This is a genomic window from Streptomyces afghaniensis (genome assembly GCF_044327915.1).
GTDB classification, from domain to species: Bacteria; Actinomycetota; Actinomycetes; order Streptomycetales; family Streptomycetaceae; genus Streptomyces; species Streptomyces afghaniensis.
Genome location: NZ_JBIRGJ010000013.1, coordinates 179,854 through 205,144 on the forward strand (window position 1 = coordinate 179,854; position 25,291 = coordinate 205,144).

Below are 25,291 nucleotides of genomic sequence, written 5' to 3' on the forward strand. Positions count from 1 at the left end.
CCGTGCGAGGTGATCGTCGAGAATCAGTCACACAGCCGACCCGGTCAGCACCGTTGCCTGAACGTCGCTCAGCGCACGGGGCCACCCCACGCGGGTACGTCAAACGGTACGCTAGTACCCATTTGCTAGGGTTGGCCGTCCAGCCCGGACGGCCACCCGCCGCTTCAGGCGGAGACGCTCATGGGAGACTGCTGCGGTGACGGCCCAAACAGACTCGCGTGACCGACGCCCGCGCCGAACGGCGCGCAGGCGGGTCGTCGACACTCGTCGGCGGGACGAACTGCTGCGCCAGGCCGAGGCGATCATCCTGACCGAAGGCTTCACCGCGGTGACGATGGATGACCTCGCCCAGCGACTGGAGTGCTCCAAGGCGACGCTGTACAGTCTCGCCTCCACGAAGGAGCAGCTGGTCCTGGCGGTCACCCGCGCCTTCTTCAGGGAGGCGACAGCCGAGATCGAGCAGGCGGTCCAGGCCGAGCCCGACCCCCGGCAGCGCATCCGCGTCTATCTCGCCGGCGTCGGCACGGCCATGCGCCGGCATTCCCACGCCTTCTACGACGACATGGTCGGCTACGAACCGACCGCGCAGATCTACCGCAAGAACTCCGCCGCCGCGGCGCGCCGGGTCCACGAACTGATCGAGGAGGGCGTACAGGCCGGCGCTTTCCGCGCGCTCAACGGGCACTTCGCCGCCCAGGTCGTGGCGGTCACCATCGACGCGGTCCAGTCGGGGGTCCTCCTGGAGAGGACCGGCCTGACCGCCGGCGACGCCTTCTCCGAGCTCGGTGACCTTCTGCTGGACGGGCTCAGTTCGGGGCAGGGCGCAGGACGTCTCTGACAGGCACCACCCCCTGTCCGGAACCACGTCCGCTGTCACTGCCTTCCGATCCGAGGGCAGTACCCGGGGGCACGAAATGGCCGTTGACATGCAGTCGTTCTGGGAGCCGCCGACGCGAGCCATACCCGATCCGCTGGGTGGGACCACTTCGCCAGGCAGAGACCGCCGATCCATGGATAAACCTTCCTCTCCCGCCCTTGCGGGGGCGCCCCTACGGTCGAGGCTGCGGGCGCTCGACGGCCCGCCGTAACGAAGGAGCGAGACCCCCATGAAGATGACCGGCAACACGATCCTGATCACCGGCGGAACCTCGGGCATCGGGCTCGGCCTGGCCCTGCGCCTGCACGAAGCCGGCAACAAGGTGATCGTCGCCGGCCGGCGCAAGGAACTCCTCGACGAGATCACCGCCGAGCACCCGGGCCTCGACGCGCTCGTCCTCGACGTCGCGGACCCCGACTCGATCGCCCGGGCCCGAGAGACCGTGGCGGCGAGCCACCCGGGGCTGAACGTCCTGGTCAACAACGCCGGCATCATGCTGCGGGAGAACCTCCTCGACCCGGCCCAACTCCCGGCCGCCGAGGATCACGTCGCGACCAATCTGCTCGGCACGATCCGGATGACGTACGCCTTCCTGCCCCTGCTCGCCGGCAAGGACGACGCGGTCGTCATGAACGTCACCTCCGCGCTGGCGTTCGTCCCGTACCCGAGCACCCCGACGTACAGCGCGACCAAGGCCGCGCTGCACTCCTTCTCCGAGAGCCTGCGCATCCAACTCGCCGGCGCTGACGCCGGCGTCCAGGTGATCGAGGTGGTCCCGCCGGGCGTGCGCACGACCCTGCTGGGCCAGCAGGACGACGACCATGCCATGCCGCTGGACGACTTCCTCACCGAGACCCTCGACCTGCTGCGCGAGAACCCGGATGCGAAGGAGCTGGTCGTCGAGCGCGCCAGGTTCATCCGCGACGCGCAGGCCAACGACTCCTACGACAACGTGCTCGCCATGATCACCAGCAGCTGACCGACCTGTGGTGACCGACGCGGAACGGTGAGGAAGCGCCTTCGGCTTCGTCCTGGTCGTCGTCCTGCTGGCCCAGGGGCATGCAGGTCAGGTGACCATCGGGTCGTCTCGCTGCGAGCGCCCTCGGCGTCGGCCGTGCGGGGCGGCTTCGCCGGGGGGAGAAGAGGGCTCAGCCATGGATCGGCGGTCTCTGGATAGCCCGGCGGGATGAGGCAAGGATGGGTGCATGGACAAGAAGGGACTGGCGGAATTCCTGCGCCACCGGCGTGAGACGCTGCGCCCCCGCGACGTCGGGCTGGTCGAGGGGCCGCGCAGGCGTACGCAGGGGCTGCGCCGCGAGGAGGTCGCGCAGCTCGCCGGCATGTCCACCGACTACTACGCCCGGCTGGAACAGCAGCGTGCTCCGCAGCCCTCCGTCCAGATCACCACGGCCCTCGCCCGGGCGCTGCGGCTGACCCTGGACGAACGCGACCACCTCTTCGTCCTCATCGGCCACAACGCCCCGGCCCGCTTCCACCGCTCCGAGCATGTCAGCCCCACGCTGATGCGGGTCCTGGACCGCCTGGACGACTCCCCGGCCCTGGTGCAGACCGACCTGGTCGACACCCTCGCGATGAACCAGTTGGCCGTCGCACTGCTCGGCGACCAGACCCGCCACACCGGTCTGGCCCGCAGCGGCTACTACCGCTGGTTCATGGACCCGGCCGAGCGTCTGATGGTTCCCGAGGAGACCCACGAACGCCACGGCCGCGCCCAGGCAGCACGCCTGCGGGCCGCGCTGACAGCCGGCAGCGACACCCCCCGAGCCGCCCGGATCCTCGCCGAACTCCAGGAACACAGCCCCGAGTTCGTCCGCATGTGGGAACTTCAGGAGGTCGCCCGACGCTACGACGACTGCAAGACCATCCTCCATCCCGAACTCGGCCGCATCGACGTCGACGCCCAGCTCCTGTTCACGGAGAACCGCGCCCAGACCCTGGTGGTGCTGACCACTCGCCCCGGCACGGAGAGCCACAGCAAACTCGAACTGCTCTCCGTCATAGGGCACCAGCAGCTCACCCCCTGACGTCTGGCGGCGCCGCGGCCCAGGCGCTTCATCTCTCCGTGGTCGGGCCGCCGGTTTGACCGGATGCCCCCTCCGTTTTACTCTCGGATGCATACGGAGGCGGCATCCGTTTTGATGCGGCCAAAGGATCACGGCAGGCAGGAGGGCGCATGAGCGCCGGTGAACAGCGGGGACGCAAGCCCCGCGCGGACGTCCAGCGCAACCGCGCCGCCCTCCTGGAGACCGCGCAGCGTCACTTCCTGCAGCACGGGGTCGGCACCTCCCTTGAGGCGGTGGCCAAGGAGGCGGGCGTCGGGCCCGGCACCCTGTACCGGCACTTCCCCACCCGGGAGGCGCTGCTGGCGGCTGTGCTGCAGACACGCTCCGAGGAACTGATGGCCCGCCGGGCCGACATCGATCAGCTCGGCGACCCGGCCGAGGCGCTGGAGCAGTGGCTGCGGGCGATGGAGGAGTACTTCAGCGCCTTCAGCGGGCTGCCGGACCCGCTCATGGCCGCGGCCCGGGCTCAGGAGCCGGACAACCCGCTCACGATTCCCTGCCACATCCTCATCTCCGCCACCGATCAGTACGTGCGAGCCGCGCAGCTCGCGGGGCGCGTGCGGGCGTCGGTGCAGGGGCACGACCTGTTCCTCGCGGCCTGTTCCATTGCCTGGATCAAGGGCAACGGCGCCGAGGAGGAGTCACTCGACCGGCTCCGCATGCTCATCGCGAGCGGCTACCGCGAGCGGGACACCCAGGCCTAGACGCCAGACCCCCGGACCCGGCCCCCGCAACACCAGGTGGCACGACCACCCAGCCATCACATCGCGCTGCCCTCAGGGGCAGTGCGACCTCCCAAAGGACAAATCATGAAAATTACTGTCATAGGCGCCGGCGCCATCGGCGGGAACCTCGCTGCCAAACTCAGCACGGCCGGTCACGACGTCCAGGTGGCCGACGCCCGCGGCCCCGAGGCCGTCCGGGCGGAGGTGCTGGAGTCCGGGGCCCGCGCGGCGGAGCTCGCCGACGCCGTCCAGGGCCGGGACGTCATCGTCCTGGCCATACCCTTCGGGGCGGCGGGGAAGCTGGCCGGCCTGTTCGCCTCGGTCCCCGCCGAGACGGTGGTCATCGACACCTCGAACTACTATCCGCACCTCAGCGGGCAGATCGAGGCCGTGGACAACGGCGCAGTCGAGAGCGTGTGGAACGCCGAGCAACTGGGGCGCCCCGTGGTCAAGGCATGGAACGCCGCCCTGGCGGAGACCCAGCGGACCAAGGGGGTTCCGGCCGGAACGCCCGGCCGCCTCGCCATCCCCGTCGCCGGCGACTCCGAGGAGGCGCGGCGTGTGGCCATGCAGCTCGTGGACGACACCGGCTTCGACCCCTACGACGCCGGCACGCTGGCCGACTCCTGGCGTCAGCAGCCGAACAGCCCCGCCTACTGCACCGAGCTGACCCTTGACGAGCTGCCGGCGGCCCTGGCCGCGGCCGACCGCGTCAAGGACGCCCGCATCCGCGACAGCGTGCCGGAACGCCTCGCCACCCTCCCGGCCACGGCCACCCTGGAGGACGTCGTCGAGATGAACCGCGCCGCCCACCGCTGAATCACCCGACGCGGCTCTCGTGCACGCAACGGCACGAGGGCGGCAGCGTCGGCACGCCACGAACACACACGACGAACACGAAGAGCGCACAGTCCCACGCGCTGCAGCCTGCGGCGTCGGCACGCCGCTGCCTGCGAGCATCCGCAAGCCTGCCTGCACCCGCAGGGCGCATCCTGCACCCGGCCCTTACGCCGGCTGCCTCCTTGCGTGGCCTGCCGTACTGCGCTGCGCCTGCCGCCGTGGCTTTTACTGCGCGCCATGGAGAGGAACCGCCTTGCCCGGCACCGCATCACCCTTCACCGACATCGCCCGCTCCCGACGCTCCCCCCGGCAGTTCCTGCCCGATGCCTTGTCCCCTTCGGACATCCGCGGCGTGCTGGAAGACGCACAGACGGCCCCCTCGAACAGCAACACCCAGCCGTGGACGGTGCACGTCGTCTCGGGTGCGGCGCGGGACGCCCTGGCCAAAGAGCTGCTCCGGGCCGAGGAGGAGGGACGGACCTCCCCGGATTTCACCGATGGCTACGGCGAGGGCATCTACCTCGAGCGGTCGCAGGCCCTGGGTGCGAGTGTTTACGGGGCCCGGGGTGTCGAGCGCTCGGACCGGGACGGCAGGAGGGCGGTGGTCCGCGAGAACCTGGAGTTCTACGGCGCTCCCCATGCCGCCTTCCTGTTCATGCCGGCACTCGGCGACGGGGTACGGACCGCCGGCGACATCGGCATGTACGCGCAGAACTTCCTGCTCTCGCTGGCGGCCCGGGGGCTGGCCGGCATCCCGCAGGCCGTGCTCGGCCTCTACGCCGACACCGTCCGCGAGTTCCTGGGTGTCCCCGCGGAGCTCAAGCTGCTGTTCGGCATCTCCTTCGGCATGGCTGACCCGGCGGCACCGGTGAACACGCTCCGTACGGAGCGGGTTCCGCTGCAGCGGAGCGTGGTCCTGCATGACACCCCGGGAGTCCTCGACAGGCAGTAGTTCCTCCGCCCGCCGGAACCATCAGACGCCGGGCCCGGGCCGCCACTCGGCCGACCCGGGCCCGGCGCCCGCGTACCGGAGAGATTCATTGCCGACACCCCGGTCCTGGACGTCGACCTCGACCACGATGCCCCGCACCCCATGATCGACCCGCTGCTGATCCTGGCCGGCCTCGCACGCGAGACCGAGCGGATCGGCTTGGTCACCACCGCCTCCACCACGTTCACCGAGCCCTGTAATCTCGCCCGCCAGTTGAGGCCCTGGACGTGATCAGCCGTCAAGCGCGCCGGCCGCGACCCGCCGCCCTGGAGCGGCGCCGCTTCCTGGACGAGGTCGTCGACCTGAAGCAGCGCGTCCGCTACCTCGGCGCCATGATCGGCCTCCCGCTCGGCCCTGGCCGGCTCGACGAGCCGCTGTCCGCGGACCAGCTCGCCGACGCCATGCCCAGCCCGCACGACCCGCGCTCCGTCCGCGCCCTCGAAGTGGCTCGGGAGGGGTGGACCCTGCACGACGTGCTCCCCCTCGGTGTCATCGACTACCACCCGGTGGCCGCCGGCCCCGCTGCCGACGTGGCCACCACATGCAGGTCGTCCCGATCCTGCAGGGGCGCGGCCTGTTCCACGACGACTACGAAGGCCCCACACTGCGCGAGAACCTCGGCGCCCACGAGCAGTACGGCAGTACGGCCTCGACCCGCGCCTCACGAAGCCGACCCGCCGAGTGTCCGTTTAGTCATACCTTGACCTAAATCTGACTGCAACAACACACATATCGGGCATACGGGCAGGCAGTGTGGGAGTGCGCCCGACGCTCGCCACATCTGGTGGGAGGTTCCACCTCATGGCTCGCATCCCCGGCCCTCACTCTGGGATCCCGGCCCCCCGTCCAGACGTCGCCTTGGCCCGGGGCTGTGAGAGATGCAATGGCTGGGGCACTGTCGTCACCCCCGAGGGCCGTCATGAACTGTGCGAGGCCTGCCAGCAACCCACCAGTGCCCCTCCTGCTGCGGCCACCGCGCCAAACTCCTGAGGAACCTTTCTGGCTCCCGCTTCGGTCGGCGGCCTGATCGACATGTGAGCCCGCTCTCCCGGGGAGTTGAAATGACAGGGGCCCGGGGCATGAACAGCGGACGAGCGCCGGGACCTGCGCTCGATGAGCAGATCCCGGCCGACACGGCTCGCCGTCCGTTGGTGGCCTGACGGGCCGGGCCTTACCTCAGGTGTCGGGTGAAGAACTGGACTGCGGCGTCTCCCGCGAACTGCGGGACGCCGGTGTGCCCGCCCATGTTGGCGTGCAGGGACTTCTCCTGGGAGCCGAAGGCGTCGAACAGTTCCAGGGCCGCCTGACGGTCGTTCCCTTCGTCGTCCCACTGCAGCAGGACGTGCAGCGGAATAGTGACCTGCCGGGCCTCCTCGAACATGGCGCGAGGCACGAAGCTCCCGGCGAAGAGGCCGGCGGCCACGATGCGCGGCTCGACCACCGCAAGCCGGATGCCGATGGAGATCACTCCTCCCGAGTAGCCGACCGGGCCGCCGATCTCGGGCAGCGAAAGGAGGGCGTCCAGGGTGGCCTGCCATTCCGGGACTGCCTTTTCGACCAGTGGGAGGACGAGAGCGTCGACGATCTCGTCGCTGACCGGCTCGCCGGCCTGCATCACCCGGCGCAGGTCGGCACGGGCCTGCTCGGCGGCGGGCCAGCGGGGCCGGTCGCCGCTTCCGGGGAGCTCGATGGTGGCCGTGGCGAAACCTTCCGCCGCGGAGCGAAGGGCCCGGACCACCAGTCGGGGGTACATCTTGCGCAGCCCGAGGGGAGGGTGGCCGAGCAGGATCAGCGGCACCGGTGTGCATACGGATGCGGGTGTCCACAGGATGCCGGGGATCTCACCGAGGATGAATTCGCGTTCGAGGACACCGTCGTCGAGACGCTGTTCAGAAGTGAAACGCATGGTCGTGCCTTTCGGGAGTGCACTGGAACGGCACTCCCGGACGACCTGTCTATCGCCCGACCGTGACCCCGGAGGGGAGCACCCATGTCGATACTGCGTTCACGGGTACCACCTCCTCGATCTCTCGCACGGCCTCCGAAAACGTAGCAGTGGTCACCCTCGTCCGTCAGCGGGTTTTCGCGGAACCTCCGTGGCCGGACCCCACGGAGACACTGGGTACTTTGGGTGTCGTCGCGACTTCCCGGTGTGGCGTGCGATTACTTGGAGCGCATCCAGGCGACCCTCGACCCCTTCGCGGGCCGTTCGTGTGGTGGGTGCTCACGGCCGTGCTGGTCGCCATCGCCGCCGCGGGGATCGTGGCCCGCTGGGTGCGCCACGGATGGACGGAGCGGCACCAGTCAGGTGATCGTGATCGGCGGGATCGTCGCCGGCTAGGCCGCTCTCGGCTGCTGGGTCTGTGGCCTGGCATGATCGTCCTTATGGACGTAGAGATCACATCAGCTGAGATATGTGACATCCATCAGGTCCTGGGGGATCACCCGCGCTACTGGGGAGAGCGCGACCTCCGGTCTCTGCACCTGTTTTCCTTGGTGCACGAGTTCGGTTCAACGTGCCTGGTGGCCCGTGCCGGGGACGGGATCCGCGGGTACGTCATCGGTTTCGTCACGCCCACCGGCACGGGGTACGTGCACTTGATCGCCACGCGGGACGATGCCCGGGGCACTGGGCTCGGGCGGCGTCTCTATGCGGCGTTCGCACAGGCCGCGCGTCACCAGGGCGCGCAACGGCTGAAGGCGATCACGTCTGTCGGGAACACCGGCTCGATCGCCTTCCACCGCGGTCTCGGCTTCGACATGCAGATCGTCGAGGACTACGACGGCCCCGGCCGCCCCATGGTCGTCTTCGGCCGGCCGCTGCCGCCGGAAGGCGCGGTCTGGTGAGGCGTTCAGCGACTCCGGAGAAGGCGCGGGAGCGCCGTGGTCAGGCGCCGGGGCCGAGCTCGTCGATGACGTAGCGGAGCTGCTGTTCGTCGAGTTCGTAGACGGTCTCGCCGGCCTGCGGGTCGCGGGCATGGAGGGTGTGGAACAGAGGGCCGTGCGCGCCGAGTTGATCCAGGGTGGCGGAGGCTCCCCGCACTGCCCGTTCGGTTCGCGGGGCGGCGGTGAGGCCAACACGGCTGACAACGCCTGGGGTGACCCACACCGAATGCGCCGCTCCGCGGTCACGGCAGGTGCCGGAGCCACACGGCGCATACTGCGCATGCTGCGCGACCCTCCTCCTATGGGAAGTCCTGGCACGGCTGCACCGTCGCCTCGGTCAACAGTGCGCTCCAGCGTGCCCGCGCCACCCTGGCCGCCCGCCGCCATGCGACCGGCGACACGGTGGCACAGTCGCCCGACGCCGTTCAGCGGGCACTGGCGAAGCGGTATGCCGCGGCCTTCTCCGGCTTCGACATGGAGGAGCTGCACATGCTGCTGCACGTGGACGCCACCATGTCCCTGCCGCCACACGCCCTGTGGATGCGAGGCGCCACCGACATCCAGGCGTGGCTGACCGGACCCGCCGTCGGCTGCCGGGGATCCCTGCTGGTCCCCACCGTGACGATCGGCTCGCCGGCCTTCGGCCAGTACCGGCCCAGCCTCACCGGAGCGGGATTCGAGCCCTGGGCCCTTCAGGTCGTCGACATCTCCGGGGACAGGATCACCGACATCCATGTCTTCCGGGACACCGAGCGGCTCTTCCCGCTTTTCAACCTGCCCCCGCACATCGGCGAGCAGCAGGTGTGACGCAGCACACCTTTCATCGACCGCTGAGTCTGTTCGTGTTCCTCGGTCATACCAGCGACAACACCAAAGCAACACAACGGACAGACAGGATGGCCGACATGACCGCCACCGTGAAGGGCCCTGCCAGCTACTTCCCTTCCATCGAGAAGAAGTACGGCCGCCCGATCGCGGAGTGGAAGGACCTGATCCGCTCCTCTCCTCTGACCAAGCACATGGAGCTCGTGAACTGGCTCAAGGCCGAGCACGGGCTGGGCCACGGTCACGCCAATGCTCTCGTCGCGCACACCCTTGCCGAGCAGTCCGGCAATTGAGCTGCCACGCACGGGAGCACATTGCATGGGGCGGTCCGAGCGCACCCCGCCAACGACGGGATGCGCTCGCACGCCGTGACCCGGGCAGGCCGCCCCGGTTCCTGCTGCACCGCGAGGAGTACCGCACCAGCAGCGAAACCGAGTAGGAGGACTTCCTCGGCGACTTCGAACACGCCGCAGACTCTCCGCCGGCACCTGCGTCCGCGCCTACGGCACCGCCTGCATCCACGACGCTTGCGTCAGAGGGTCGCTCCTCCGACCTGACCCGACCCAACGGTGCGGATTGCCGAGATCCGCGACAACTTGATCGCCCGAATCGCCGAAGCCGAGACGCAAGCCCGGCTCGGCGAGGTCGAAGGTCTCCACTAGGACAAGTTCGAAGAAGCGCGCGTCAAACGCCCTTCAGAACACGATCAAGTGCTGCCCGGCCCACGGGTCCCCAGTGCGGCTTGCCGCCGGGAAGGCCCCGATCTCCGTTCTGCCCCATGAGCATCAGGAAGAGGCTCTTCATAGCGGCCAGTCCGCGGGCGCGCCGGATCGTCGCCTCGTCTGCATGCGCGTACGTGTCGAAGAACCGTGAGGCCGTGCCCGCGGGTAGCAGCACCCATGCGGCGGCGAGGTCCCAGGCCGGGTCGCCGGCGAACATGGCACCGAAGTCGACGACGCCCGAGAGCGTTCCGTCCGAGACGACGACGTTCGCGGGATGGAGGTCGCCGTGCACCCACACTGGCGGGCCCTCCCACTCGGGGGCCGCGACGGCGTCGTCCCAGACGGCCCGGGTGTCGGCAGCGATGTCGTCGGGGGCGACGGCCTGGAAGAAGTTCTCGAAGCCCTCGGTGCACTTCTTGGGGTGAGCGCCGAAGTCCGAGCTGATCGGTGCCTCGTCGGGCGCCTCCACATGGAGCGCCCGGAGGAAGCCCGCCAGCGTGTCGGCCGCGTGGGCGCCGCGGCTGATCGAGCCGTGGTCCAGCGGCTCGCCGGGAACCCACGTCATCACGGTCCAGTACTTGGGGAAGCGCTCGGACGGTTCGCCGAACCGCACCGGGGTCGGCACCGGGAGCGGCAGGCGCGGGGCCAGCACGGGTAGCCACCGTCGCTCCTTGAGCTGGAGTTCGGGGGTGGGGTCCATGCGCTGCATGCGCACGGCCAACTCGTCCCCGAGACGCCACATCTGGTTGCCCCAGCCGCCCGCCACTTCGCGGATGGTCAGCCCTGCAAGGTCTGGATGTTGCTCCTGCAGCAGGTCGCGAACCAGGTCTGCGGTGATCTCGATCTCGGTGTCGGTCATGCGAAGTCACAGTACTGAGGCCGCAGCGGAAAGGCGGTCGCTCCCCGGAACATCTCGCTGTGAGGCCTCTGGCATCACCGATTCGGTTTCACAGCGCTGCAGAGGCTTTGGGACGGACCGGCCTCAAAGTTCAGGAACGTTTTTGAACTGCGGCTGGCTTTGGGTGGTAGCCAGTGATCATTTGGATGCCGGGACGCTCACGACTCCTGACTGCGCGTGTTGGAGCTCCTGGATCTGGTGTTCGCTGAGTTCGGCGCGTCGGGACGCCGGTGGGACGTGAAGTCCATCCTCGTAGTCACGAGCGGCAAAAGAGTGTCATTGGAGCCTCCGGTACAGGTCAGCGAGACGTCCGGGTCGTTGGCCGAGCTAAGGGCTGGTCGGCGGGGCGACGACCAACTCGGTGTTCGGGTCGTGCTCGATCTGTGGAGGGCCGGCGACGATCATGGTGGCTCGGGCCCACGGCTGTTCTCGCAACATGAACGGCAGTTCCTCCAGCAGCCAGTTCGCCATGTGCTCCAGCTGCTCGGGGGAGTCGCCGTCGCGGGCGACCAGCAAGCGCTCTTGCTCAGCGAGGTCACCCTGCATCCACACTGAGGCGTCCAACCACCGGGCAAGCTCTTCGCGGATGATGCCGGTGCCCTCGACCCAGATGAAGTCGGCACCGGCGGGGATGGTGATCGATCCGGGCCGGTCGTGGGTGATCCAGGCATCCGGGCGGAAGTGCACCGCCTCGCCCCGATGCAGGGGTTGCAGGATGTTCTCGACGAGCACGGCGCTCCAGTCGAAGTAGGCGTGGTTCCAGGCGATGTCGTCGGTGTGCACGATGGCGGAGTTGGGCACCGCCTTGCGCAGCCGCTCGGCCAGGGTGGTCTTGCCGGCGCCGCCCCGGCCGTCGACCGCGATCACCCGCGGACGTCCGGTGACGTCGGGTGATGCATCGCGCAGCTGTCGAACGGCTTCGAGCAGGGGCACAACCCGCCAGCCAACGGCCTCGGTCTCGCCTGGATGCAGATGCATCGACAACCTGTCTCCGGAGGTGAAGGCACCCATCCTGCCTGCCCGGACGGGTCCGCCGATCGCCTGACCTTATCGACGTCATGGCCGAGCGGCCACGTCCGTGTCGGGCCGCGGCACTCGATCCAGAGTGGCGCTGGAGACCATTCGCGGGCCACTCAGCGGTTGGTGTCGCCCCATCAGATCCCAAGCTCGGGACGCCAACCGCACGAGGGCCGGTTGAAGAGAAGCACCACTCCTTGCGTCTCGAGACGGGAGCACGCTACGGCCGCGAAGGCTGGCTGGGGACTCCTAGCGGCACGACTCACAGGGGCACGGTGCTTTCCCGGACCACGAGGGTGGGCCGGAGCAGGACCTGTTCGGCCTTGGCGTCCGGGTCCTTGAGGCGGTCGAGGAGGAGGCGCATGGTGTGTCGTGCGACCAGTTCCATCGGCTGGGCGAGGCTGGTCAAGCCCGGGTCGACGAGGCGTGCGCCGACGCTGTCGTCGAATCCCACGACGCCTACGTCACGGCCGACGGCCAGTCCGCGCTCCCGGCACGCCTGGAGCGCACCGATCGCGATCGTGTCGCTGACGCACACGAATCCTGTCGGCGGCGTCTTCCCGTCGAGGAGTCGGCCGGCGACCTCCCGGCCCGTGCTGATCTCGTCCGGCCCGCCGGCCGCGAGATCACGGGTCGAGAAGCCGTGTGAACGCATGGCCCGGCGCCAGCCGGACTCACGGTCGTCCCCGAATCCGCTGGGCCCGTCCAAGCCCAGGTAGGCAATGCGCCGGTGGCCGCGTTCGGCGAGATGGTCCACGGCCTGCTCCATGCCGGCGGCGCCGTCGACGTCGACCCACCACGTGTCCGACATGGGGTGACCCCAGGGGCGCCCGAAGGAGACGAAGGGGATGCCGCGTTCGCGCAGGAAGGTGATACGAGGGTCGTGGTCCTGGGTGAAAGTGATCACCAAGCAGTCGACGGTGTTCGTGCTGAAGATCTCCTGGATGACCTGGATCTCTTCCTCGTCGGTGGCGGCGGGGTGGCAGTAGACCGCGTGGTCAGCTCGGTGTGCCGCTACCGAGAGTTCGTAGAGATAGCTCGCCCATACCCCGCCCGACTGACCTTCGGTGGTCGGCAACAGCCGAAAGCCCACGGCCCGCGGAGACTGCGTTCGCAGTGAACGCGCAGCCTGGTTGGGTCGGTAACCCAACTCGTCGACTGCTTTGAGGACCCGACGCAGCGTTGTCGGGCTGAGACGGTCCGGGGAGTTCAAGGCGTAGTGAACCGTCTGCTTGGAGACTCCCACCCGCGCCGCCACCATGGCCATGGTCGGCCTTGACGATCCGGACGTTCCCTCAGTGGCCGGTCTCCGGCCGCGCTTCGGATCCGATGGTTGATCGGTAAAACCCATCCGCCCATTCTGGTCGGCAGGAAGCGTGACAGTCAAGGATGTTCGACTCGCCCGCCCGTATCGTCACGCCGGTCAGGCCGCAGGGGCGCTGCGGGCTGCCGTCGAGCGTCCTCCGGGTGTGTCACGCGTATGCCTCGCGCCCCAGCGAATCGCCGTGACCTGGTGAAAGGTCCGGCGAAGTGGTCAGGGGCATGTCGGGCCCGCCCCGTGACGCCCCAGTGCGGGCACCGCTGCGACGGTCGCCGTCTGTTGCGTGCAGACCTCTTGACTTGCTGCGGCAAACGCCCCTACGGTCCCCGTTTTATCGGTAACACGGAAGTTATATCGATGACACCGAGGGCCCGCGAACCTGCGCCCACAAGCTCGACCAGGCGCCGTGACGCGGCGAAACGAACAAGGGCTGCTCTACGGCGACGTACCGTCAGCGGAAGGGACGACTGTGTTCAGACACAAGAATGTGATCAGGGAGGCGGCTGGCGCCACGGCCATGGACCGCCGCAGCCTCCTCAAGGCGGGCATGTTCGCCGGTCTCGGTCTGGCCGCCGCGCCCGCGCTCGCGGCATGCGGTGGCAGTTCCGCAGCGGGTGGACCTGGACTGAAGTGGGCGGGTTGGGACGGGCCGCCCCAGTCGGAGGTGTTCCGCCGGTTCTCCGAGAAGATGACTGAGAAGCTGGGCGTGAAGGTCACCTACCAGCAGGTCGTGGGTGACTACCTCTCCAAGCTGCTGCCGCAACTGTCGGCCGGCGCTGCTCCGGACGCCTTCTACGTCGGTGACGTATACATGGCCAAGCTGATCGAGACCAAGCAGGTGCTCGACCTCACCGACTACCTGGAGAGCGGCAACGCCGCGGTCAAGCTCGATGACTTCCACGAGGGGCTGTACCGGTGGTGCAGGCCCGCGGACGGCAGCCCCGGGCTGTTCGGGCTGCCGGTGGACTGCAGTCCGCTGGTGTTCTGGTTCAACAAGGACCTCCTGGCCGAGGCGGGCGTCAGTACCGACCCGGCTGCCCGGTTCGAGGCGGGCACCTGGACCCAGGACGCGCTGACCGACCTGCTCGACAAGGTCCGCGCCACCAAGAAGAGGGGTCTGGTACTCAATGGCAGCAACTGGTTCGACTGGTTCGGCTGGATGTCCACCTTCGGCGGGACGCTCTTCGACGAGTCCGGTAAGGCGGTGTTCGACACCGACCCCAAGTCCCAGGAGGCGCTGGCTTGGCTGTTCGAGCAGTTGAAGTCGGGAAACATCACCTACTCCGGCGCCCTCCCGCAGGGACAGGGCGCTGACGTGCTGTTCTACGCCGGCCAGCTGGCCTGCCTCACCTACCCCCGCGTCATCCTGCCGAACATGAAGAAAGTCAAGTTCGGCTTCGATATCGCCCCCTTGCCCTCCCTGTCCGGTAAGGACGTCATGCCGGTACCGGTCAACACGGCGGCGCTGTCGGTCAACGCCAAGTCCAAGAACCGGGCCAAGGCGCTGGAGTTCCTCGGCAACTTCCTGAACGCCGAGGGGCAGAGGTTCCGCCTGTCCGGCGGCGGCAACGCGGTGCCGTCGATCAAGGGCCTGGACGACGTCGTCACCGAGGGCAACGTGCCCGCGCACGGCAGCCTGTTCAACGACGTCGCGGCCAAGGGCTACGCCGTCCCCAGCGCGATCGCCGGCAACGCGAAGGTCGCCCGAGAGCTCCCGGTGATGGTGGACAAGATGCTCAAGGCGGGCAACGAGACGCCGCGTTCGTTCAGCGGCAAGGTGGTCAAGCTGATCAACGGGGGCGCCTGATGGCCGTCAGCAGCGCCGGTTCCCGGGCCCGGGCGCGGCTGACGTCCGCGGACCCGGACGTCCACCCGGACCGCCGGAGCCGGCGTCGGCGAGGCGGGGACACGGCCGCGGGATACCTGTTCCTGGCGCCCCAGTTGCTGGGGCTGGTGGTGTTCATGGTCGGCCCGCTGCTGTTCGCCCTGGTGCTGGCGTTCTACCACTGGGACGGGTTCGGCACCCGGTCCTTCGCCGGCCTGTCCAACTTCACGGAGGTCGTGTCCGACCCGCGCATCCAGCGCTCGGCGGTCAACACCGTCTGGTTCACGGTGTTGCAGGTGCCGGGACTGATGCTCACGGGACTGTTCTTCGCCCTGCTGATGCAGCGTGCCGGCAAGCTGACCCCGGTGTACCGGCTGGCGTTCTTTGCTCCGGTGATCACCTCCTCAGTTGCGGTCGCGGCGATCTGGCTGTGGCTCTTCAACCCCGACATCAGCCCGGTCAACAACGCGCTACGCGGGATCGGGCTGCCCGCGCCGAACTGGCTGCAGGACGCCCGGTTCGTCATCCCGGCCTTCGCGATCGTCGGGATCTGGCAGGGCCTGGGCTACCAGCTGATCATGTTCATGGCCGGGCTGCAGAGCATCGACCGCTCGTTCCTGGAGGCCGCCTTGCTGGACGGCTGTTCGGAGTGGCAGAAGCTGCGGCACGTCACCATCCCGCTGCTGTCCCCGACCATCCTGTTCCTCTCCATCACCTCGATCATCGGCTCCTTCCAGGTGTTCGACTACATCTACGTCTTCTTCGACGACAGGGCTCCGGACTCCGCCCGCACCATCGTCTACGAGGTGGTCCGGATCGCCTTCGGGGAGTTCAACTTCGGGGCTGCATCGGCTCTCGCCTTCCTCCTGTTCCTGGCCCTGCTCCTAGTCACCGGCTGCCAGCTCGCAGCCCAGAAGAGATGGGTCCACTACACAGAATGAGTACTTTCTCCAACCCCATCAGCCGCACGGTCACGACCGCCAAGGGCGCTCCCGGCTCCGGTCGGCCCGCCCGGCCCGCCCGTCGCAAACTGCTGCTGCACGCGGTCCTCCTCGTCTGCGCCATCGGCATGGCGCTGCCGTTCGCCTGGATGCTGTTCTCCTCGTTCAAACCCCTGGGCGAGATCTTCATGCAGCCGCCCAAGCTCTTGCCCCAGGACTGGACCGAGCAGGGCTACCGCACCGCCCTGGGCGGGGCCGACTTCGTCCGCGGGTTCTGGAACAGCACCTACATCGCCCTGACGGTCACCGCGGTCTCCCTGCTCACCTCGGCGATGGCCGCCTACGCGTTCGCGCGGATCGACTTCTGGGGCCGCCGCTGGCTGTTCATGGTCTTCCTCGCGACCATGATGGTCCCCGGCCAGCTCACGATCATCCCGCTGTACATCATCATGGGCTGGCTTGGCTGGGTGGACACCCATGCCGCAATCATCGTGCCGCCCGCACTGTTCAACGCCTTCGGCGTCTTCCTGCTGCGCCAGTACATCAAGGGCATCCCCGTGGAGTTGGAGGAAGCCGCCCAGCTCGACGGCGCCGGCCGGGTCCGCACGTTCGTGACGATCATCCTGCCGCTGCTGCGCACCCCGCTCACGGCGTTGGGGATCTTCACCTTCCTCGCCCAGTGGAACAACTTCTTCTTCCCGCTGATCTTCCTCAACAGCTCCGACAAGTTCACGCTGCCGCTGCTGGTCAACCAGTTCAAGGGCCAGTACGTCTCTGACTGGCCCGCGCTGATGGCCGCCACGACCTTGCTGGCTGCACCGATGCTGATCGTGTTCGCGTTCGCGCAACGCCAGATCGTCGAAGGCATCGCCCTGTCCGGCTCCAAGTCCTGAGCCACGCGCGTTCAGGAGACCGGTTCTCGAACTCCGGGCTACGCCGAGGCCACCGAGCACTCCCAGCCCATGAACCCCCCACAACAAGACCCAACAGAGAAGGGCACGCATGACCCCCCACGGAGACCCCTCCGACCAGGACAACCCCACCCACGACCCGGCACCCGCGCGGTCCGAGCACGCTCCTCCCGGTCACGACGACCACACGACCACCGCCACGGAAAAGTCCCGGCCCGACGCCGGATGGACGCTCAGCACCACCGAAACCGACGGCGACTACGCGCCGACCTTCCTCGGCAACGGCTATTTCGGTGGCCGGATCCCCGCGGCGGGGACGGGATACGCGACGACGCCGATCGAAACCCAAGCGCACCTGGCCGGGTTCTTCGCCCAGGACGGCTCGATCGAGAAGTACGCGAACATCCCGACCTGGTCCACGCTCGCCTTCTCCGACGAGTCGGGCACCTACGGACGGCTGCCGCAGGCGGCACGGGCAGGTGAAGAGGACGACCCGGAGCGGGGAGCGGTCAGCGACTACCGGCAGACACTGGACCTGCGGGCCGGGTTGCTGACCACACAGGCGACATGGACCTCACCGGCGGGCCGCCGCACCGATCTCACGTATCAGGTACTGGTCCACCAGTCCCGGCATCGGGTGGCCGCGGTCCAGCTCACCTTCACACCGCACTGGAGTGGCAGCGCGCGCGTGTCCGGGGTCTTCGACGGGACCAGCGCAAGGCTGACCGAACGGTCGAGCAAGGGCTACGACGGTACGGCGGCCGAGTCGTACGAGACGGTGACGACGCTCGGCACGGGTATCACCGCAGCGCTCGCGTCGCGACTGGAACTGCCCACCGGGGTGGCGGCACACGTCGCCGAGTTCGAGACCGGCCAGGTGCAGTCGGCTGGTGTGCAGGCCACCTTCGATGTGCAGGCCGGCACCACGTACACGGTCACCAAGTACGTCGGTGTGGCCAGTTCCCAGGACTGCGAAGACCCGCTGCCGGCTGCTCGCGCCGCAGCGGCGGCCGCGACGGACACCGGGTACGGGGACCTGCTGGCCGAGCACGAGGCGGCGTGGGCCGACCTGTGGCGGGCCGACATCGAGGTCCTGGGGGACCCGGTGCTGCAGCTGCAGGTCCGAGCCAGCAAGTTCTACCTGCTGGAGAGCACCCGCGCCGGGGTGAACTGGAGCCTGTCCCCGTGCGGCCTGTCCGGCGACGGTTACAACGGGCACGTCTTCTGGGACACCGAGACCTGGATGTATCCAGCGCTGCTGGCCCAGCACCCGGACATTGCGGCGGGTATGAACACCTATCGACAGCAGCGGCTGGCCGCGGCCCAGGAGTACGCGACCCGAACGGGGTTCGCGGGCGCGAGGTTCCCCTGGGAGAGCGCCTTGCATGGAGACGAACAGACCCCACCCGGCTTCGAAATGGGTGACCTCGAACACCACATCACCGCTGACGTGGCACTCGCCCACTGGCAGTACTACCTCGCCACCGGCGATCGCGACTGGCTCGCCGAGAACGCCTGGCCGGTGCTGCGGGGTGCCGCCGAGTTCTGGATGAGCTCCGCCGTTCCCCATGCTGACGGCGGCTACGGCATCAACCAGGTGATGGGCCCGGACGAATACCACTTCCCGGTCGACAACAGCGTGTACACCAACGTCGCGGCCGCGGAGACCCTGCGGATCGCCACCCGGGCGGCGAAGGCCGTGGGCGTAGCCGCGGACCCCGAGTGGGACCGGGTCGCCGACGGCCTGCGGATCCCGTTCGACGAGGATCTGGGCATCCATCCGCAGTACGACGGCTACGACGGCGACACCGTCAAGCAGGCCGACGTGGTGATGTTGCAGTATCCCTGGGAGCACCCCATGCCCGCCGAGGTCGCGCGGAACGATCTCGACTACTACGTGCCGCGCACCGACCCCGACGGACCGTCCATGACCGACTCCATCCACTCCATCGCCCACGCCGCACTGGGTACGCCGGGGTCCGCGGCCTACGACTTCATGCGGCGCAGCGTGGACCCCTTCATACGCGGACCGTTCGCACAGTTCGCTGAGCAGCGTCACGGAGGCGCGTTCACGTTCACCACCGGACAGGGCGGCTTCCTGCAGGTGTTCCTCTACGGCTTCAGCGGGATGCGCTGGCGTGAGGACCGGCTCAGGCTCGACCCGATCCTGCCACCTCAGCTGGACGGCCTCACCCTGCGCCGGATGTTGTGGCAGGGACGCGAGTTCGACGTGGCGATCGGCCCGGAGCACACCACGATCACGCTGACCGGAGGTCTCCCGACGACAGTCGAGGTCGCGGGCGTGACACACCCACTGCGTCAGGGCGCACCGCTGATCCTGCCGACCCGCCGGCCTGACCTGCTGCCCACCAGTGACCTCGCCGGCGCGTCGAGGAGAGCGTGAGCGCAAGTGTTTCCCAGGAGATCGAACTCATGAGTTCACAAGCACACCGGAATCCGGCAGCTGCGTGCCAAGGGGCGGGATCGGAGTCGTCCTCTCGCCCAGAGCGCCCCGCGGGCCCAGTGACCATGACCTCGCCGGCCTACCGGGACCCTTCGAGGCCGCTCGAGGAACGCCTCGAGGATCTGCTCGCCCGCATGACGCTGCCGGAAAAGGTCGGGCAGATGCTGCAGCTGGACGCCCGGGGCGACCTGGAGGATGTCGTGGCCACGAAGCTGGCCGGGTCGATCCTGCATGCCTCACCCGAGCGCATGCACGCTGCCGTCGAGCTGGCGGCAGCCACCAGGCTGGGCATCCCGCTGCTCGTCGCCGACGACTGCATCCACGGCCACTCGTTCTGGCCGGGTGCCACGATCTTCCCCACGCAGTTGGGGATGGCCTGCACCTGGGACACCGAACTCGTCGAGCGCATGGCCCGGGCCACCGCGGTGGAAGTCGCCGCGACGGGCATCCACTGGACCTTCTCGCCGGTGCTGTGCATCACCCGCGACCTGCGCTGGGGCCGTGTGAACGAGACCTTCGGGGAGGACCCACTGCTCATCGGGGAGCTGGGCGCCGCGATGGTCCGCGGGTATCAAGGAGCGGGACTTGACGACCCGACAGCGGTTCTGGCCTGCGCCAAGCACTTCGCGGGCTACTCGGAGACGCAGGGCGGACGCGACGCGAGCGAGGCGGACCTGAGCCGGCGCAAGCTGCGCTCATGGTTCCTGCCGCCGTTCGAGAGGGCTGCTCGCGAGGGCTGCCGCACGTTCATGCTGGGCTACCAGGCGATGGACGGGGTCCCGATCACGGCGAACAGGTGGCTCCTGAACGATGTCCTCAAGGGCGAATGGGAGTTCAGCGGCACGCTCGTGACCGACTGGGACAACGTGGGCCGGATGGTGTGGGAGCAGAAGGTCTGCGCGGACGCCGTGGAGGCCGCGGCGGTCGCGGTGCAGGCCGGAAACGACCTGGTGATGACCACGCCGGACTTCTTCGAGGGCGCCCAGGAAGCAGTCGCGCAGGGGCGGCTGCGAGAGGAGGAGATCGACGAGGCGGTCCGGCGGATTCTGAAACTGAAGCTGGAACTGGGCCTGTTCGAGGACCCCCGCGCGCCGGACCGGGCACGCCAGGTCGACGTGATCGGGTGCGCCGAGCACAAAGCCCTCAACCTCGAAGTGGCCCGGAGGTCCCTGGTGCTGCTGCGCAACGACGGCACCTTGCCCTTCGACGGCGGACTGGCCGTAGAGGGTCACGGCCACACCGTCACCGCCGGGGGCCCTCGCACGATCGCCGTGATCGGCCCCAACGGCGACGACCCGCAGGCCATGCTCGGCGACTGGGCCGGCGCGTCCGGTCAGGTGGACTGGATGCCGGACGGGCACCCGCGCGAAACCGTCACGACGGTGCTCGACGGGTTCCGCGCAGCCGTTCCCGACGGGTGGACGGTCACCTACGCCCGCGGCGCCGACATCGGGCAGCTCGTGCCGGACCCACAAGGACCGGTGTATCCCGACGGGCAGCCACGTCCGCCCCTGTTCGCGCCCGCGCCCGTGGACGAGGCCCAGCTCGCGGAGGCGGTGAGCCTCGCGCGCGCGGCTGATTACGTCGTCGCCGTCGTCGGAGACACCGTCGCGTTGACGGGTGAGACGTGCTCGACCGCGACCCTGGAGCTGCAGGGCGGACAGGTCGCCCTCCTCGAGGCGCTCGTCGCCACCGGCACACCCGTCGTCGTGGTGCTGGTCCACGGCAAGCCTTCGGTACTCCCCGACGCCGCGCTGGCGGCGGCAGCGCTGATCGAGGCGTTCAACCCGGGCATGCGAGGCGGCCAGGCGGTGGCCGAGCTCGTCCTCGGTCTCATCGAGCCGTCGGGACGCCTGCCCCTGTCCGTGCCACGCCATGTCGGGCAGCAGCCCGTCTACTACAACCAGGTGCGCGGCCAGCATGGTGACCGTTACGCCGACCTGACCCAGGAACCACTCTTCGTCTTCGGGGAGGGCCTGTCCTACAGCACAATCGAGTACACCGACCTGGCCATCCTCGACGAAGTCGTGACACTGGACGGCGTGGTTCGCGCCGAGGTGACCGTCTCCAACACCGGTGCCCGGCCAGTACTGGAGACCGTGCAGGCCTACATCAGCGACGTGGTCACGAGCGTCACGTGGGCGGAGCGGGAACTCAAGGCCTGGCGCCAGGCCACGGTCCCACCCGGTGACAGTGTGCGGGTCCGGCTGGCGATCCCCGCCGCGGCATGCTCCCTGGTCGACGCCGAAGGGCGCCGGATCGTCGAGCCTGGAGCGTTCGACCTGCTCGTCGGCCACAGCTCACGCGCCGCCGACCTGCTTCGCGCCCGTTTCACCCTCAGCCGGCCGTGACATCCGCCACGACGCCACGGTGCAACGAGCTGCCGTGCGCGTCTCTGTGATCGGGGACCGGGGCGTGGCGCCGCACATCGTCCAGCCGGGGCAGCTCAGCCCTGTTCCAGGCCACCAGGGCCTGTCCGGTGTTCCTCCCCGCCGACCGGGCAGGCCCTGGTCCCCACCCATGCGCAGGGACGGGCCGTGGCCGTTCGTCCGGCGTGTCCTGTGCGTCTGCCGGACGCCTGGGGGGAAGCCGCCGTCGCAGCGCACGGTGAACGCGACGGTCCTCCCCGCCTTCTGCCGAAAGTCCGGAGTGCCGCAGTCAGACTCGCACGGCGCCCTGACCAGCCACCGGGGCCCTGGCACTCCTCGTGGAGACAACGGCGGCCCATAGCCGCACTCATTCCTGGTGCGGATCCAGGAGAAACCAGTAGTTCACCGTCGGTCCCTGCGCAGCAAGCCCACCTCCGAGGGCTTCGTAAAGGGACCGGGCCGCCACGTTCGCCTCCCCGGTGGTCAAGAACATCTTCGTTGCCCCGGCCTTCGCCCCAGCCTCCATGAAGGCGCGAAGAAGATCCCGTCCGACGCCCCGGCGGCGATGGGCTTCCGCCACCTCGAGTTGGTGGACATAAAGCATCGATGACGAGTCCGGGCGCGCCAAGCAGTGCCCCCAGCACCACCCGATGATCTCTGTCTCATCAGCCGCTACGAACGCGAGTGCGCTGGGCGTGCCGGCGAACGCTCGAACCACATCGGCCTCCTCCATGCCACGGAAGTGGCGGACCGCCCGCTCAAGCAGTGAAAGGTCGTCGCGCGAAATCTGTGTGATCACGCTCTCATCGTGCCCCGTTCGCTCAGGCGGCGGGAGCGGAGCGGTCGGCAACGGATGGGGTAAGCCGCTGGTGAGGTCTGAACGGTGCCGGGCTGGGGGGGCATGCACGACGCCCCTGATACCCCAACTCTGGTTGGGTGAGGTCACGGGGGCCTGCACGAAGGCAGCGTCGTTGCGGCGCGGCCGCTCCTGCACGCTGTCGCCATTCCTGAGGGAAAGGTCCGAATGAGTACCGATCCGGGTTCCGCAGTCGTCCTGATCACCGGCGTGATGGCGTCGGGGAAGTCCACCGTGGCTGAACTCCTGGCGAGGCAGCTGCCCCGAGCCGCCCACATCCGCGGTGACGTCTTCCGGCGGATGGTGGTCTCCGGCCGGGAGGAACTGCTGCCCGAGGAGACCACGGAGGCCAGGGCCCAACTGGACCTTCGCCACCGGCTCTCCGCGCTCGTAGCCGACGAGTACGCGCGCGACGGATGGACCGCGGTCGTCCAGGACATCATCCTGGGCGACGACCTGACCCGGTATGTCGCCAGGGTGCACACCCGCCCGCTGTACGTCGTCGTACTGGCCCCCTCCCGCGAGGTCGTGCGCGCCAGGGAGGCCGAGCGCGCGAAGACCGGGTACGGCGTCTGGACGGTCGAGGCACTCGACCACGCCCTGCGGGCGGAGACTTCGCGCATCGGGCTCTGGCTGGACACCTCTGAGCACACACCGGCACAGACGGTCTCAGCGATCCTCGACAACCTCCCCGCCGCCGACGTCGGGAACGGCTGACCAAGGTCACCGCGCGGCCCGGCTGCGGCACATCGGATCCACGTCGGCAACGGTCTGGCCGCCAAGGACTACGTGGGCTCCAGGTACGGCGATGCAACCTGCACTTACCTGGCGCACAGAGTGCCGGGGGAGCACGTCGCCACGTTCGGCACTTCCACCGGCCGATCTCGGCTTACCTCGCGTGCCTGTTGATGCTGATGGTGAAGTCTTGGGCACAAGAAGCCGGAGACCGTCCGCCACTACTTCAAGCCCGTTCCCCGTAGGCCATCTCCGAACTCACCAGCCTGCTCGCGCCAGGCGACGCGCGCGGGTGACAGCGGTCGCCGGGCCGCTGACCAGGCCAGGCCGCCCGTTGTAGCTCGCGGGTGACCCGGCCTGCTCCGACGCAGCAGTTCACCTGCCCCGTCTCGCTTCGGGAGCCTGCTCGGCCCGGTCGTCAGCGGGACGCTGCTATCAGGCGTCGCAGTGCGGTGTGAGCCGGTGGGCCCCAGGTGGCCTTACCCCCAGGGCGGCCGCGGACGCCGGCTTCTCCGATGCAGATGCCGCTGAGTGCGCGCAGCACCGCCCAGCCGCGGGCGCGGCGCAGGGTCGCGGCGTCCGGGGCCAACTGGTAGGCGTCATAGAAGCGGTCGGCGGCGCCGTCCGGCAGCAGCAGCCATGGGGCGGCGAGGTCGCAGGCCGGATCACCGGCACAGAGGTCGCCGAAGTCGATCACGCCGCAGAAGGTGCCATCCGCGGTGAGGATGTTGGCCGGATGCAGGTCGCCGTGAAGCCACAGTGCCGGGCCCGCCCACTCGGGCGCGGCGACGGCGTCTTCCCAGATCGCTCGGACCGCGTCCGGATCGGGGAGTAGCCCCAGCTCAATGGCCGAGGCGAGATGCTCGGCGAACTGCTCGGCTCGGTCGGCCAGTGGCCCCCCGCTGCCACGACCGGCGGGCGCCCCGTCGGGGGCAGGTCGGTGAAGAGCTGTAAGGAAGGCGGCCAAGGCGTCGGCGGCCTCCGCAGCGCGGGTGGCGGGAGCGTGGTCGGCGGGCGTGCCCGGCACCCAGGTGGTGACGATCCAGGGCCGCGGAAACCGCTCGGTGGGCTCGCCGAGGCGCTGCGGGACGGGGACCGGCAGTGGCAGGTGCGGGGCGAGGGCTGGCAGCCAGGCGTGCTCCTTGCGCAGCAGCGCGTCCGCGGACGGTGTCGCCCAGGGCACCCGGACGGCGAGGTCGTCGCCAAGCCGCCACAGTTGGTTGTCCCAGCCGCGCGCGCCGAGCCTCACAGGGCGATCGGCCAGGTCGGGGTGCTGGTCGCGCAGCAGGTCCCGGACCAAGTCCGCGGTGATCTCGATCTCGGTGTGGGTCATGCGGAGCAACGGTAGTCGGGCAGCGGCTCGCCCTCAGCCGGTTGACTGGGCTGCCTGTTCACAGGCCGAGCTGCACCGGTCCGGTTGGCACACCAGAGGTGATCAATGAGGTCAAAGGCGTGGCAAGGTCGCGCGGGGAGAACAGGTCGGTACCGACATATGCATCGACCTCATCAGGGTGCCACCACTTCAGACCGCTGATGTTCTCCGCGGCAAGCTGTTCGTCGGTCAGAGTCCCGCGCGGACTGAAATTGAAGGTACGTACAAGGAAGTAGTCGTTGATGACCCCGTCGTAGCCTTCGGCGTGACCAGGCGCCACGACCTCCTGGTGCCAGACATGCGGCGGATCGCTCCCGACGACTAGACCAACCTCTTCAAGCAGTTCACGGCGGAGGGCGGCAATTGGCGTCTCCCCAGGCTCGATTCCTCCACCGGGAGCTGCCCACACCACGGTGCCTGCTGGCTTTGGAATGGCGAACCGGCAGAGAAGGATGCAGTCGTCCTCATCGAGGATGATCGCGCGGACTGAACGTCGCAGGCTCACAGACGGCATCCGCACACGCTACTGAACTTGAATTCGTGATGTCGGTCTGACAGGGGCGGGTGGGGTGCTGCTGTCCGGCTCGAAGGGGGTCGACCAGCGGGCTTCCGTTCACCAGACTCCGTGCTGT

General features: G+C 68.8%; 24 protein-coding genes and 1 pseudogene. 16 read left to right on the plus strand and 9 right to left on the minus strand.

Going from position 1 to position 25,291, the window contains the following annotated elements; all coding sequences use genetic code 11:
- The first annotated feature begins 196 nt into the window (after window positions 1–196).
- The 7 genes from ACH4G3_RS40765 to ACH4G3_RS40795 all read left to right on the plus strand — a co-directional run bounded on the left by ACH4G3_RS40765 (window position 197) and on the right by ACH4G3_RS40795 (window position 5,748).
- The gene (locus tag ACH4G3_RS40765) at window positions 197–838 is read left to right on the plus strand and encodes a TetR/AcrR family transcriptional regulator (protein WP_397629202.1); all 642 of its coding nucleotides are present in this window, start codon (window positions 197–199) and stop codon (window positions 836–838) included.
- 268 nt (window positions 839–1,106) lie between these two features.
- Window positions 1,107–1,856, plus strand: a complete 750-nt coding sequence (locus ACH4G3_RS40770; RefSeq protein WP_397629203.1) for an SDR family oxidoreductase — start codon at window positions 1,107–1,109, stop codon at window positions 1,854–1,856.
- A gap of 226 nt (window positions 1,857–2,082) precedes the next feature.
- Window positions 2,083–2,922, plus strand: coding sequence for a helix-turn-helix transcriptional regulator (locus ACH4G3_RS40775; protein WP_397629204.1), 840 nt, complete (start codon window positions 2,083–2,085; stop codon window positions 2,920–2,922).
- Between the two features lie 149 nt (window positions 2,923–3,071).
- Window positions 3,072–3,665, plus strand: coding sequence for a TetR/AcrR family transcriptional regulator (locus ACH4G3_RS40780; protein WP_397629205.1), 594 nt, complete (start codon window positions 3,072–3,074; stop codon window positions 3,663–3,665).
- Between the two features lie 105 nt (window positions 3,666–3,770).
- Window positions 3,771–4,505 (plus strand): NADPH-dependent F420 reductase, encoded by a 735-nt coding sequence (locus ACH4G3_RS40785; protein WP_397629206.1) that lies wholly within the window; start codon window positions 3,771–3,773, stop codon window positions 4,503–4,505.
- A gap of 274 nt (window positions 4,506–4,779) precedes the next feature.
- The gene (locus tag ACH4G3_RS40790; protein WP_397629207.1) at window positions 4,780–5,478 is read left to right on the plus strand and encodes a nitroreductase; all 699 of its coding nucleotides are present in this window, start codon (window positions 4,780–4,782) and stop codon (window positions 5,476–5,478) included.
- 141 nt (window positions 5,479–5,619) lie between these two features.
- Window positions 5,620–5,748 carry a hypothetical protein gene (locus tag ACH4G3_RS40795; RefSeq protein ID WP_397629208.1) on the plus strand — a complete coding sequence of 43 codons (129 nt, stop codon included), beginning with the start codon at window positions 5,620–5,622 and terminating at the stop codon, window positions 5,746–5,748.
- 940 nt (window positions 5,749–6,688) lie between these two features.
- Here ACH4G3_RS40795 and ACH4G3_RS40800 read toward each other — a convergent pair.
- A complete protein-coding gene (locus ACH4G3_RS40800; RefSeq protein ID WP_397629209.1) occupies window positions 6,689–7,423 on the minus strand; it encodes an alpha/beta hydrolase in 735 nt (244 codons plus the stop codon).
- 467 nt (window positions 7,424–7,890) lie between these two features.
- On the opposite strand from ACH4G3_RS40800, the gene ACH4G3_RS40805 reads away from it, so the two are divergent.
- Window positions 7,891–8,364, plus strand: a complete 474-nt coding sequence (locus ACH4G3_RS40805; protein ID WP_397629281.1) for a GNAT family N-acetyltransferase — start codon at window positions 7,891–7,893, stop codon at window positions 8,362–8,364.
- Between the two features lie 40 nt (window positions 8,365–8,404).
- Here ACH4G3_RS40805 and ACH4G3_RS40810 read toward each other — a convergent pair whose 3' ends face one another.
- A complete protein-coding gene (locus ACH4G3_RS40810; RefSeq protein ID WP_397629210.1) occupies window positions 8,405–8,560 on the minus strand; it encodes a hypothetical protein in 156 nt (51 codons plus the stop codon).
- Window positions 8,561–8,805: 245 nt separating this feature from the next.
- Here ACH4G3_RS40810 and ACH4G3_RS40815 point away from each other — a divergent pair, with 245 nt between their 5' ends.
- Window positions 8,806–9,210, plus strand: a complete 405-nt coding sequence (locus ACH4G3_RS40815; protein ID WP_397629211.1) for a sigma-70 family RNA polymerase sigma factor family protein — start codon at window positions 8,806–8,808, stop codon at window positions 9,208–9,210.
- Between the two features lie 98 nt (window positions 9,211–9,308).
- Window positions 9,309–9,521, plus strand: coding sequence for a DUF4287 domain-containing protein (locus ACH4G3_RS40820; RefSeq protein WP_256910764.1), 213 nt, complete (start codon window positions 9,309–9,311; stop codon window positions 9,519–9,521).
- Window positions 9,522–9,912: 391 nt separating this feature from the next.
- Here ACH4G3_RS40820 and ACH4G3_RS40825 read toward each other — a convergent pair whose 3' ends face one another.
- The 4 genes and pseudogenes from ACH4G3_RS40825 to ACH4G3_RS40840 all read right to left on the minus strand — a co-directional run.
- Entirely contained in the window at window positions 9,913–10,809 is an 897-nt protein-coding gene (locus ACH4G3_RS40825; RefSeq protein WP_397629212.1) for an aminoglycoside phosphotransferase family protein, read from the minus strand.
- Between the two features lie 366 nt (window positions 10,810–11,175).
- Window positions 11,176–11,859, minus strand: coding sequence for a uridine kinase family protein (locus tag ACH4G3_RS40830; protein WP_397629213.1), 684 nt, complete (start codon window positions 11,857–11,859; stop codon window positions 11,176–11,178).
- A 268-nt stretch (window positions 11,860–12,127) separates the two neighbouring features.
- Window positions 12,128–12,943, minus strand: a complete 816-nt coding sequence (locus ACH4G3_RS40835; protein WP_397629282.1) for a substrate-binding domain-containing protein — start codon at window positions 12,941–12,943, stop codon at window positions 12,128–12,130.
- Between the two features lie 66 nt (window positions 12,944–13,009).
- A pseudogene (locus ACH4G3_RS40840) lies at window positions 13,010–13,216 on the minus strand (LacI family DNA-binding transcriptional regulator); the annotation flags it as partial.
- Window positions 13,217–13,703: 487 nt separating this feature from the next.
- On the opposite strand from ACH4G3_RS40840, the gene ACH4G3_RS40845 reads away from it, so the two are divergent.
- The 5 genes from ACH4G3_RS40845 to ACH4G3_RS40865 all read left to right on the plus strand — a co-directional run bounded on the left by ACH4G3_RS40845 (window position 13,704) and on the right by ACH4G3_RS40865 (window position 21,678).
- Window positions 13,704–14,993 carry an ABC transporter substrate-binding protein gene (locus ACH4G3_RS40845; protein WP_397629214.1) on the plus strand — a complete coding sequence of 430 codons (1,290 nt, stop codon included), beginning with the start codon at window positions 13,704–13,706 and terminating at the stop codon, window positions 14,991–14,993.
- Entirely contained in the window at window positions 14,993–15,952 is a 960-nt protein-coding gene (locus ACH4G3_RS40850) for a carbohydrate ABC transporter permease (RefSeq protein ID WP_397629215.1), read from the plus strand. Before ACH4G3_RS40845 ends, ACH4G3_RS40850 begins: the two co-directional genes overlap by 1 nt.
- On the plus strand, window positions 15,949–16,845 hold the full coding sequence (locus ACH4G3_RS40855; protein WP_397629216.1) for a carbohydrate ABC transporter permease: 897 nt from the start codon (window positions 15,949–15,951) through the stop codon (window positions 16,843–16,845). The genes ACH4G3_RS40850 and ACH4G3_RS40855 overlap by 4 nt, the downstream gene beginning before the upstream one ends.
- Before the next feature lie 109 nt (window positions 16,846–16,954).
- The gene (locus ACH4G3_RS40860; protein WP_397629217.1) at window positions 16,955–19,267 is read left to right on the plus strand and encodes a glycosyl hydrolase family 65 domain-containing protein; all 2,313 of its coding nucleotides are present in this window, start codon (window positions 16,955–16,957) and stop codon (window positions 19,265–19,267) included.
- A gap of 125 nt (window positions 19,268–19,392) precedes the next feature.
- Window positions 19,393–21,678: an exo-beta-d-1,3/1,6-glucosidase gene (locus ACH4G3_RS40865; RefSeq protein WP_397629218.1), complete on the plus strand. Its 2,286-nt coding sequence runs from the start codon at window positions 19,393–19,395 to the stop codon at window positions 21,676–21,678.
- Between the two features lie 385 nt (window positions 21,679–22,063).
- Here the strand turns inward: ACH4G3_RS40865 and ACH4G3_RS40870 are convergent, their stop codons facing one another.
- Window positions 22,064–22,495, minus strand: a complete 432-nt coding sequence (locus ACH4G3_RS40870) for a GNAT family N-acetyltransferase (RefSeq protein WP_397629219.1) — start codon at window positions 22,493–22,495, stop codon at window positions 22,064–22,066.
- A gap of 225 nt (window positions 22,496–22,720) precedes the next feature.
- Between ACH4G3_RS40870 and ACH4G3_RS40875 the strand changes: the two genes are divergently transcribed.
- Entirely contained in the window at window positions 22,721–23,269 is a 549-nt protein-coding gene (locus ACH4G3_RS40875) for an AAA family ATPase (RefSeq protein ID WP_397629220.1), read from the plus strand.
- 436 nt (window positions 23,270–23,705) lie between these two features.
- Here ACH4G3_RS40875 and ACH4G3_RS40880 read toward each other — a convergent pair whose 3' ends face one another.
- Both ACH4G3_RS40880 and ACH4G3_RS40885 read right to left on the minus strand, forming a co-directional pair.
- A complete protein-coding gene (locus ACH4G3_RS40880) occupies window positions 23,706–24,620 on the minus strand; it encodes an aminoglycoside phosphotransferase family protein (protein WP_397629221.1) in 915 nt (304 codons plus the stop codon).
- A 58-nt stretch (window positions 24,621–24,678) separates the two neighbouring features.
- Entirely contained in the window at window positions 24,679–25,173 is a 495-nt protein-coding gene (locus tag ACH4G3_RS40885; RefSeq protein WP_397629222.1) for an NUDIX hydrolase, read from the minus strand.
- Window positions 25,174–25,291 lie beyond the last annotated feature (118 nt).

Coding starts and splice junctions, on each gene's coding strand:
- ACH4G3_RS40785 (WP_397629206.1), top strand. CDS start 3,771: ATGAAAATTACTGTCATAGGCGCCGGCGCCATCGGCGGGAACCTCGCT.
- ACH4G3_RS40860 (WP_397629217.1), top strand. CDS start 16,955: ATGACCCCCCACGGAGACCCCTCCGACCAGGACAACCCCACCCACGAC.
- ACH4G3_RS40770 (WP_397629203.1), top strand. CDS start 1,107: ATGAAGATGACCGGCAACACGATCCTGATCACCGGCGGAACCTCGGGC.
- ACH4G3_RS40830 (WP_397629213.1), bottom strand. CDS start 11,859: ATGGGTGCCTTCACCTCCGGAGACAGGTTGTCGATGCATCTGCATCCA.
- ACH4G3_RS40800 (WP_397629209.1), bottom strand. CDS start 7,423: ATGCGTTTCACTTCTGAACAGCGTCTCGACGACGGTGTCCTCGAACGC.
- ACH4G3_RS40795 (WP_397629208.1), top strand. CDS start 5,620: ATGATCGACCCGCTGCTGATCCTGGCCGGCCTCGCACGCGAGACCGAG.
- ACH4G3_RS40875 (WP_397629220.1), top strand. CDS start 22,721: ATGAGTACCGATCCGGGTTCCGCAGTCGTCCTGATCACCGGCGTGATG.
- ACH4G3_RS40850 (WP_397629215.1), top strand. CDS start 14,993: ATGGCCGTCAGCAGCGCCGGTTCCCGGGCCCGGGCGCGGCTGACGTCC.
- ACH4G3_RS40775 (WP_397629204.1), top strand. CDS start 2,083: ATGGACAAGAAGGGACTGGCGGAATTCCTGCGCCACCGGCGTGAGACG.
- ACH4G3_RS40820 (WP_256910764.1), top strand. CDS start 9,309: ATGACCGCCACCGTGAAGGGCCCTGCCAGCTACTTCCCTTCCATCGAG.
- ACH4G3_RS40865 (WP_397629218.1), top strand. CDS start 19,393: ATGACCTCGCCGGCCTACCGGGACCCTTCGAGGCCGCTCGAGGAACGC.
- ACH4G3_RS40780 (WP_397629205.1), top strand. CDS start 3,072: ATGAGCGCCGGTGAACAGCGGGGACGCAAGCCCCGCGCGGACGTCCAG.
- ACH4G3_RS40885 (WP_397629222.1), bottom strand. CDS start 25,173: ATGCCGTCTGTGAGCCTGCGACGTTCAGTCCGCGCGATCATCCTCGAT.
- ACH4G3_RS40825 (WP_397629212.1), bottom strand. CDS start 10,809: ATGACCGACACCGAGATCGAGATCACCGCAGACCTGGTTCGCGACCTG.
- ACH4G3_RS40845 (WP_397629214.1), top strand. CDS start 13,704: ATGGACCGCCGCAGCCTCCTCAAGGCGGGCATGTTCGCCGGTCTCGGT.
- ACH4G3_RS40880 (WP_397629221.1), bottom strand. CDS start 24,620: ATGACCCACACCGAGATCGAGATCACCGCGGACTTGGTCCGGGACCTG.
- ACH4G3_RS40805 (WP_397629281.1), top strand. CDS start 7,891: ATGATCGTCCTTATGGACGTAGAGATCACATCAGCTGAGATATGTGAC.
- ACH4G3_RS40855 (WP_397629216.1), top strand. CDS start 15,949: ATGAGTACTTTCTCCAACCCCATCAGCCGCACGGTCACGACCGCCAAG.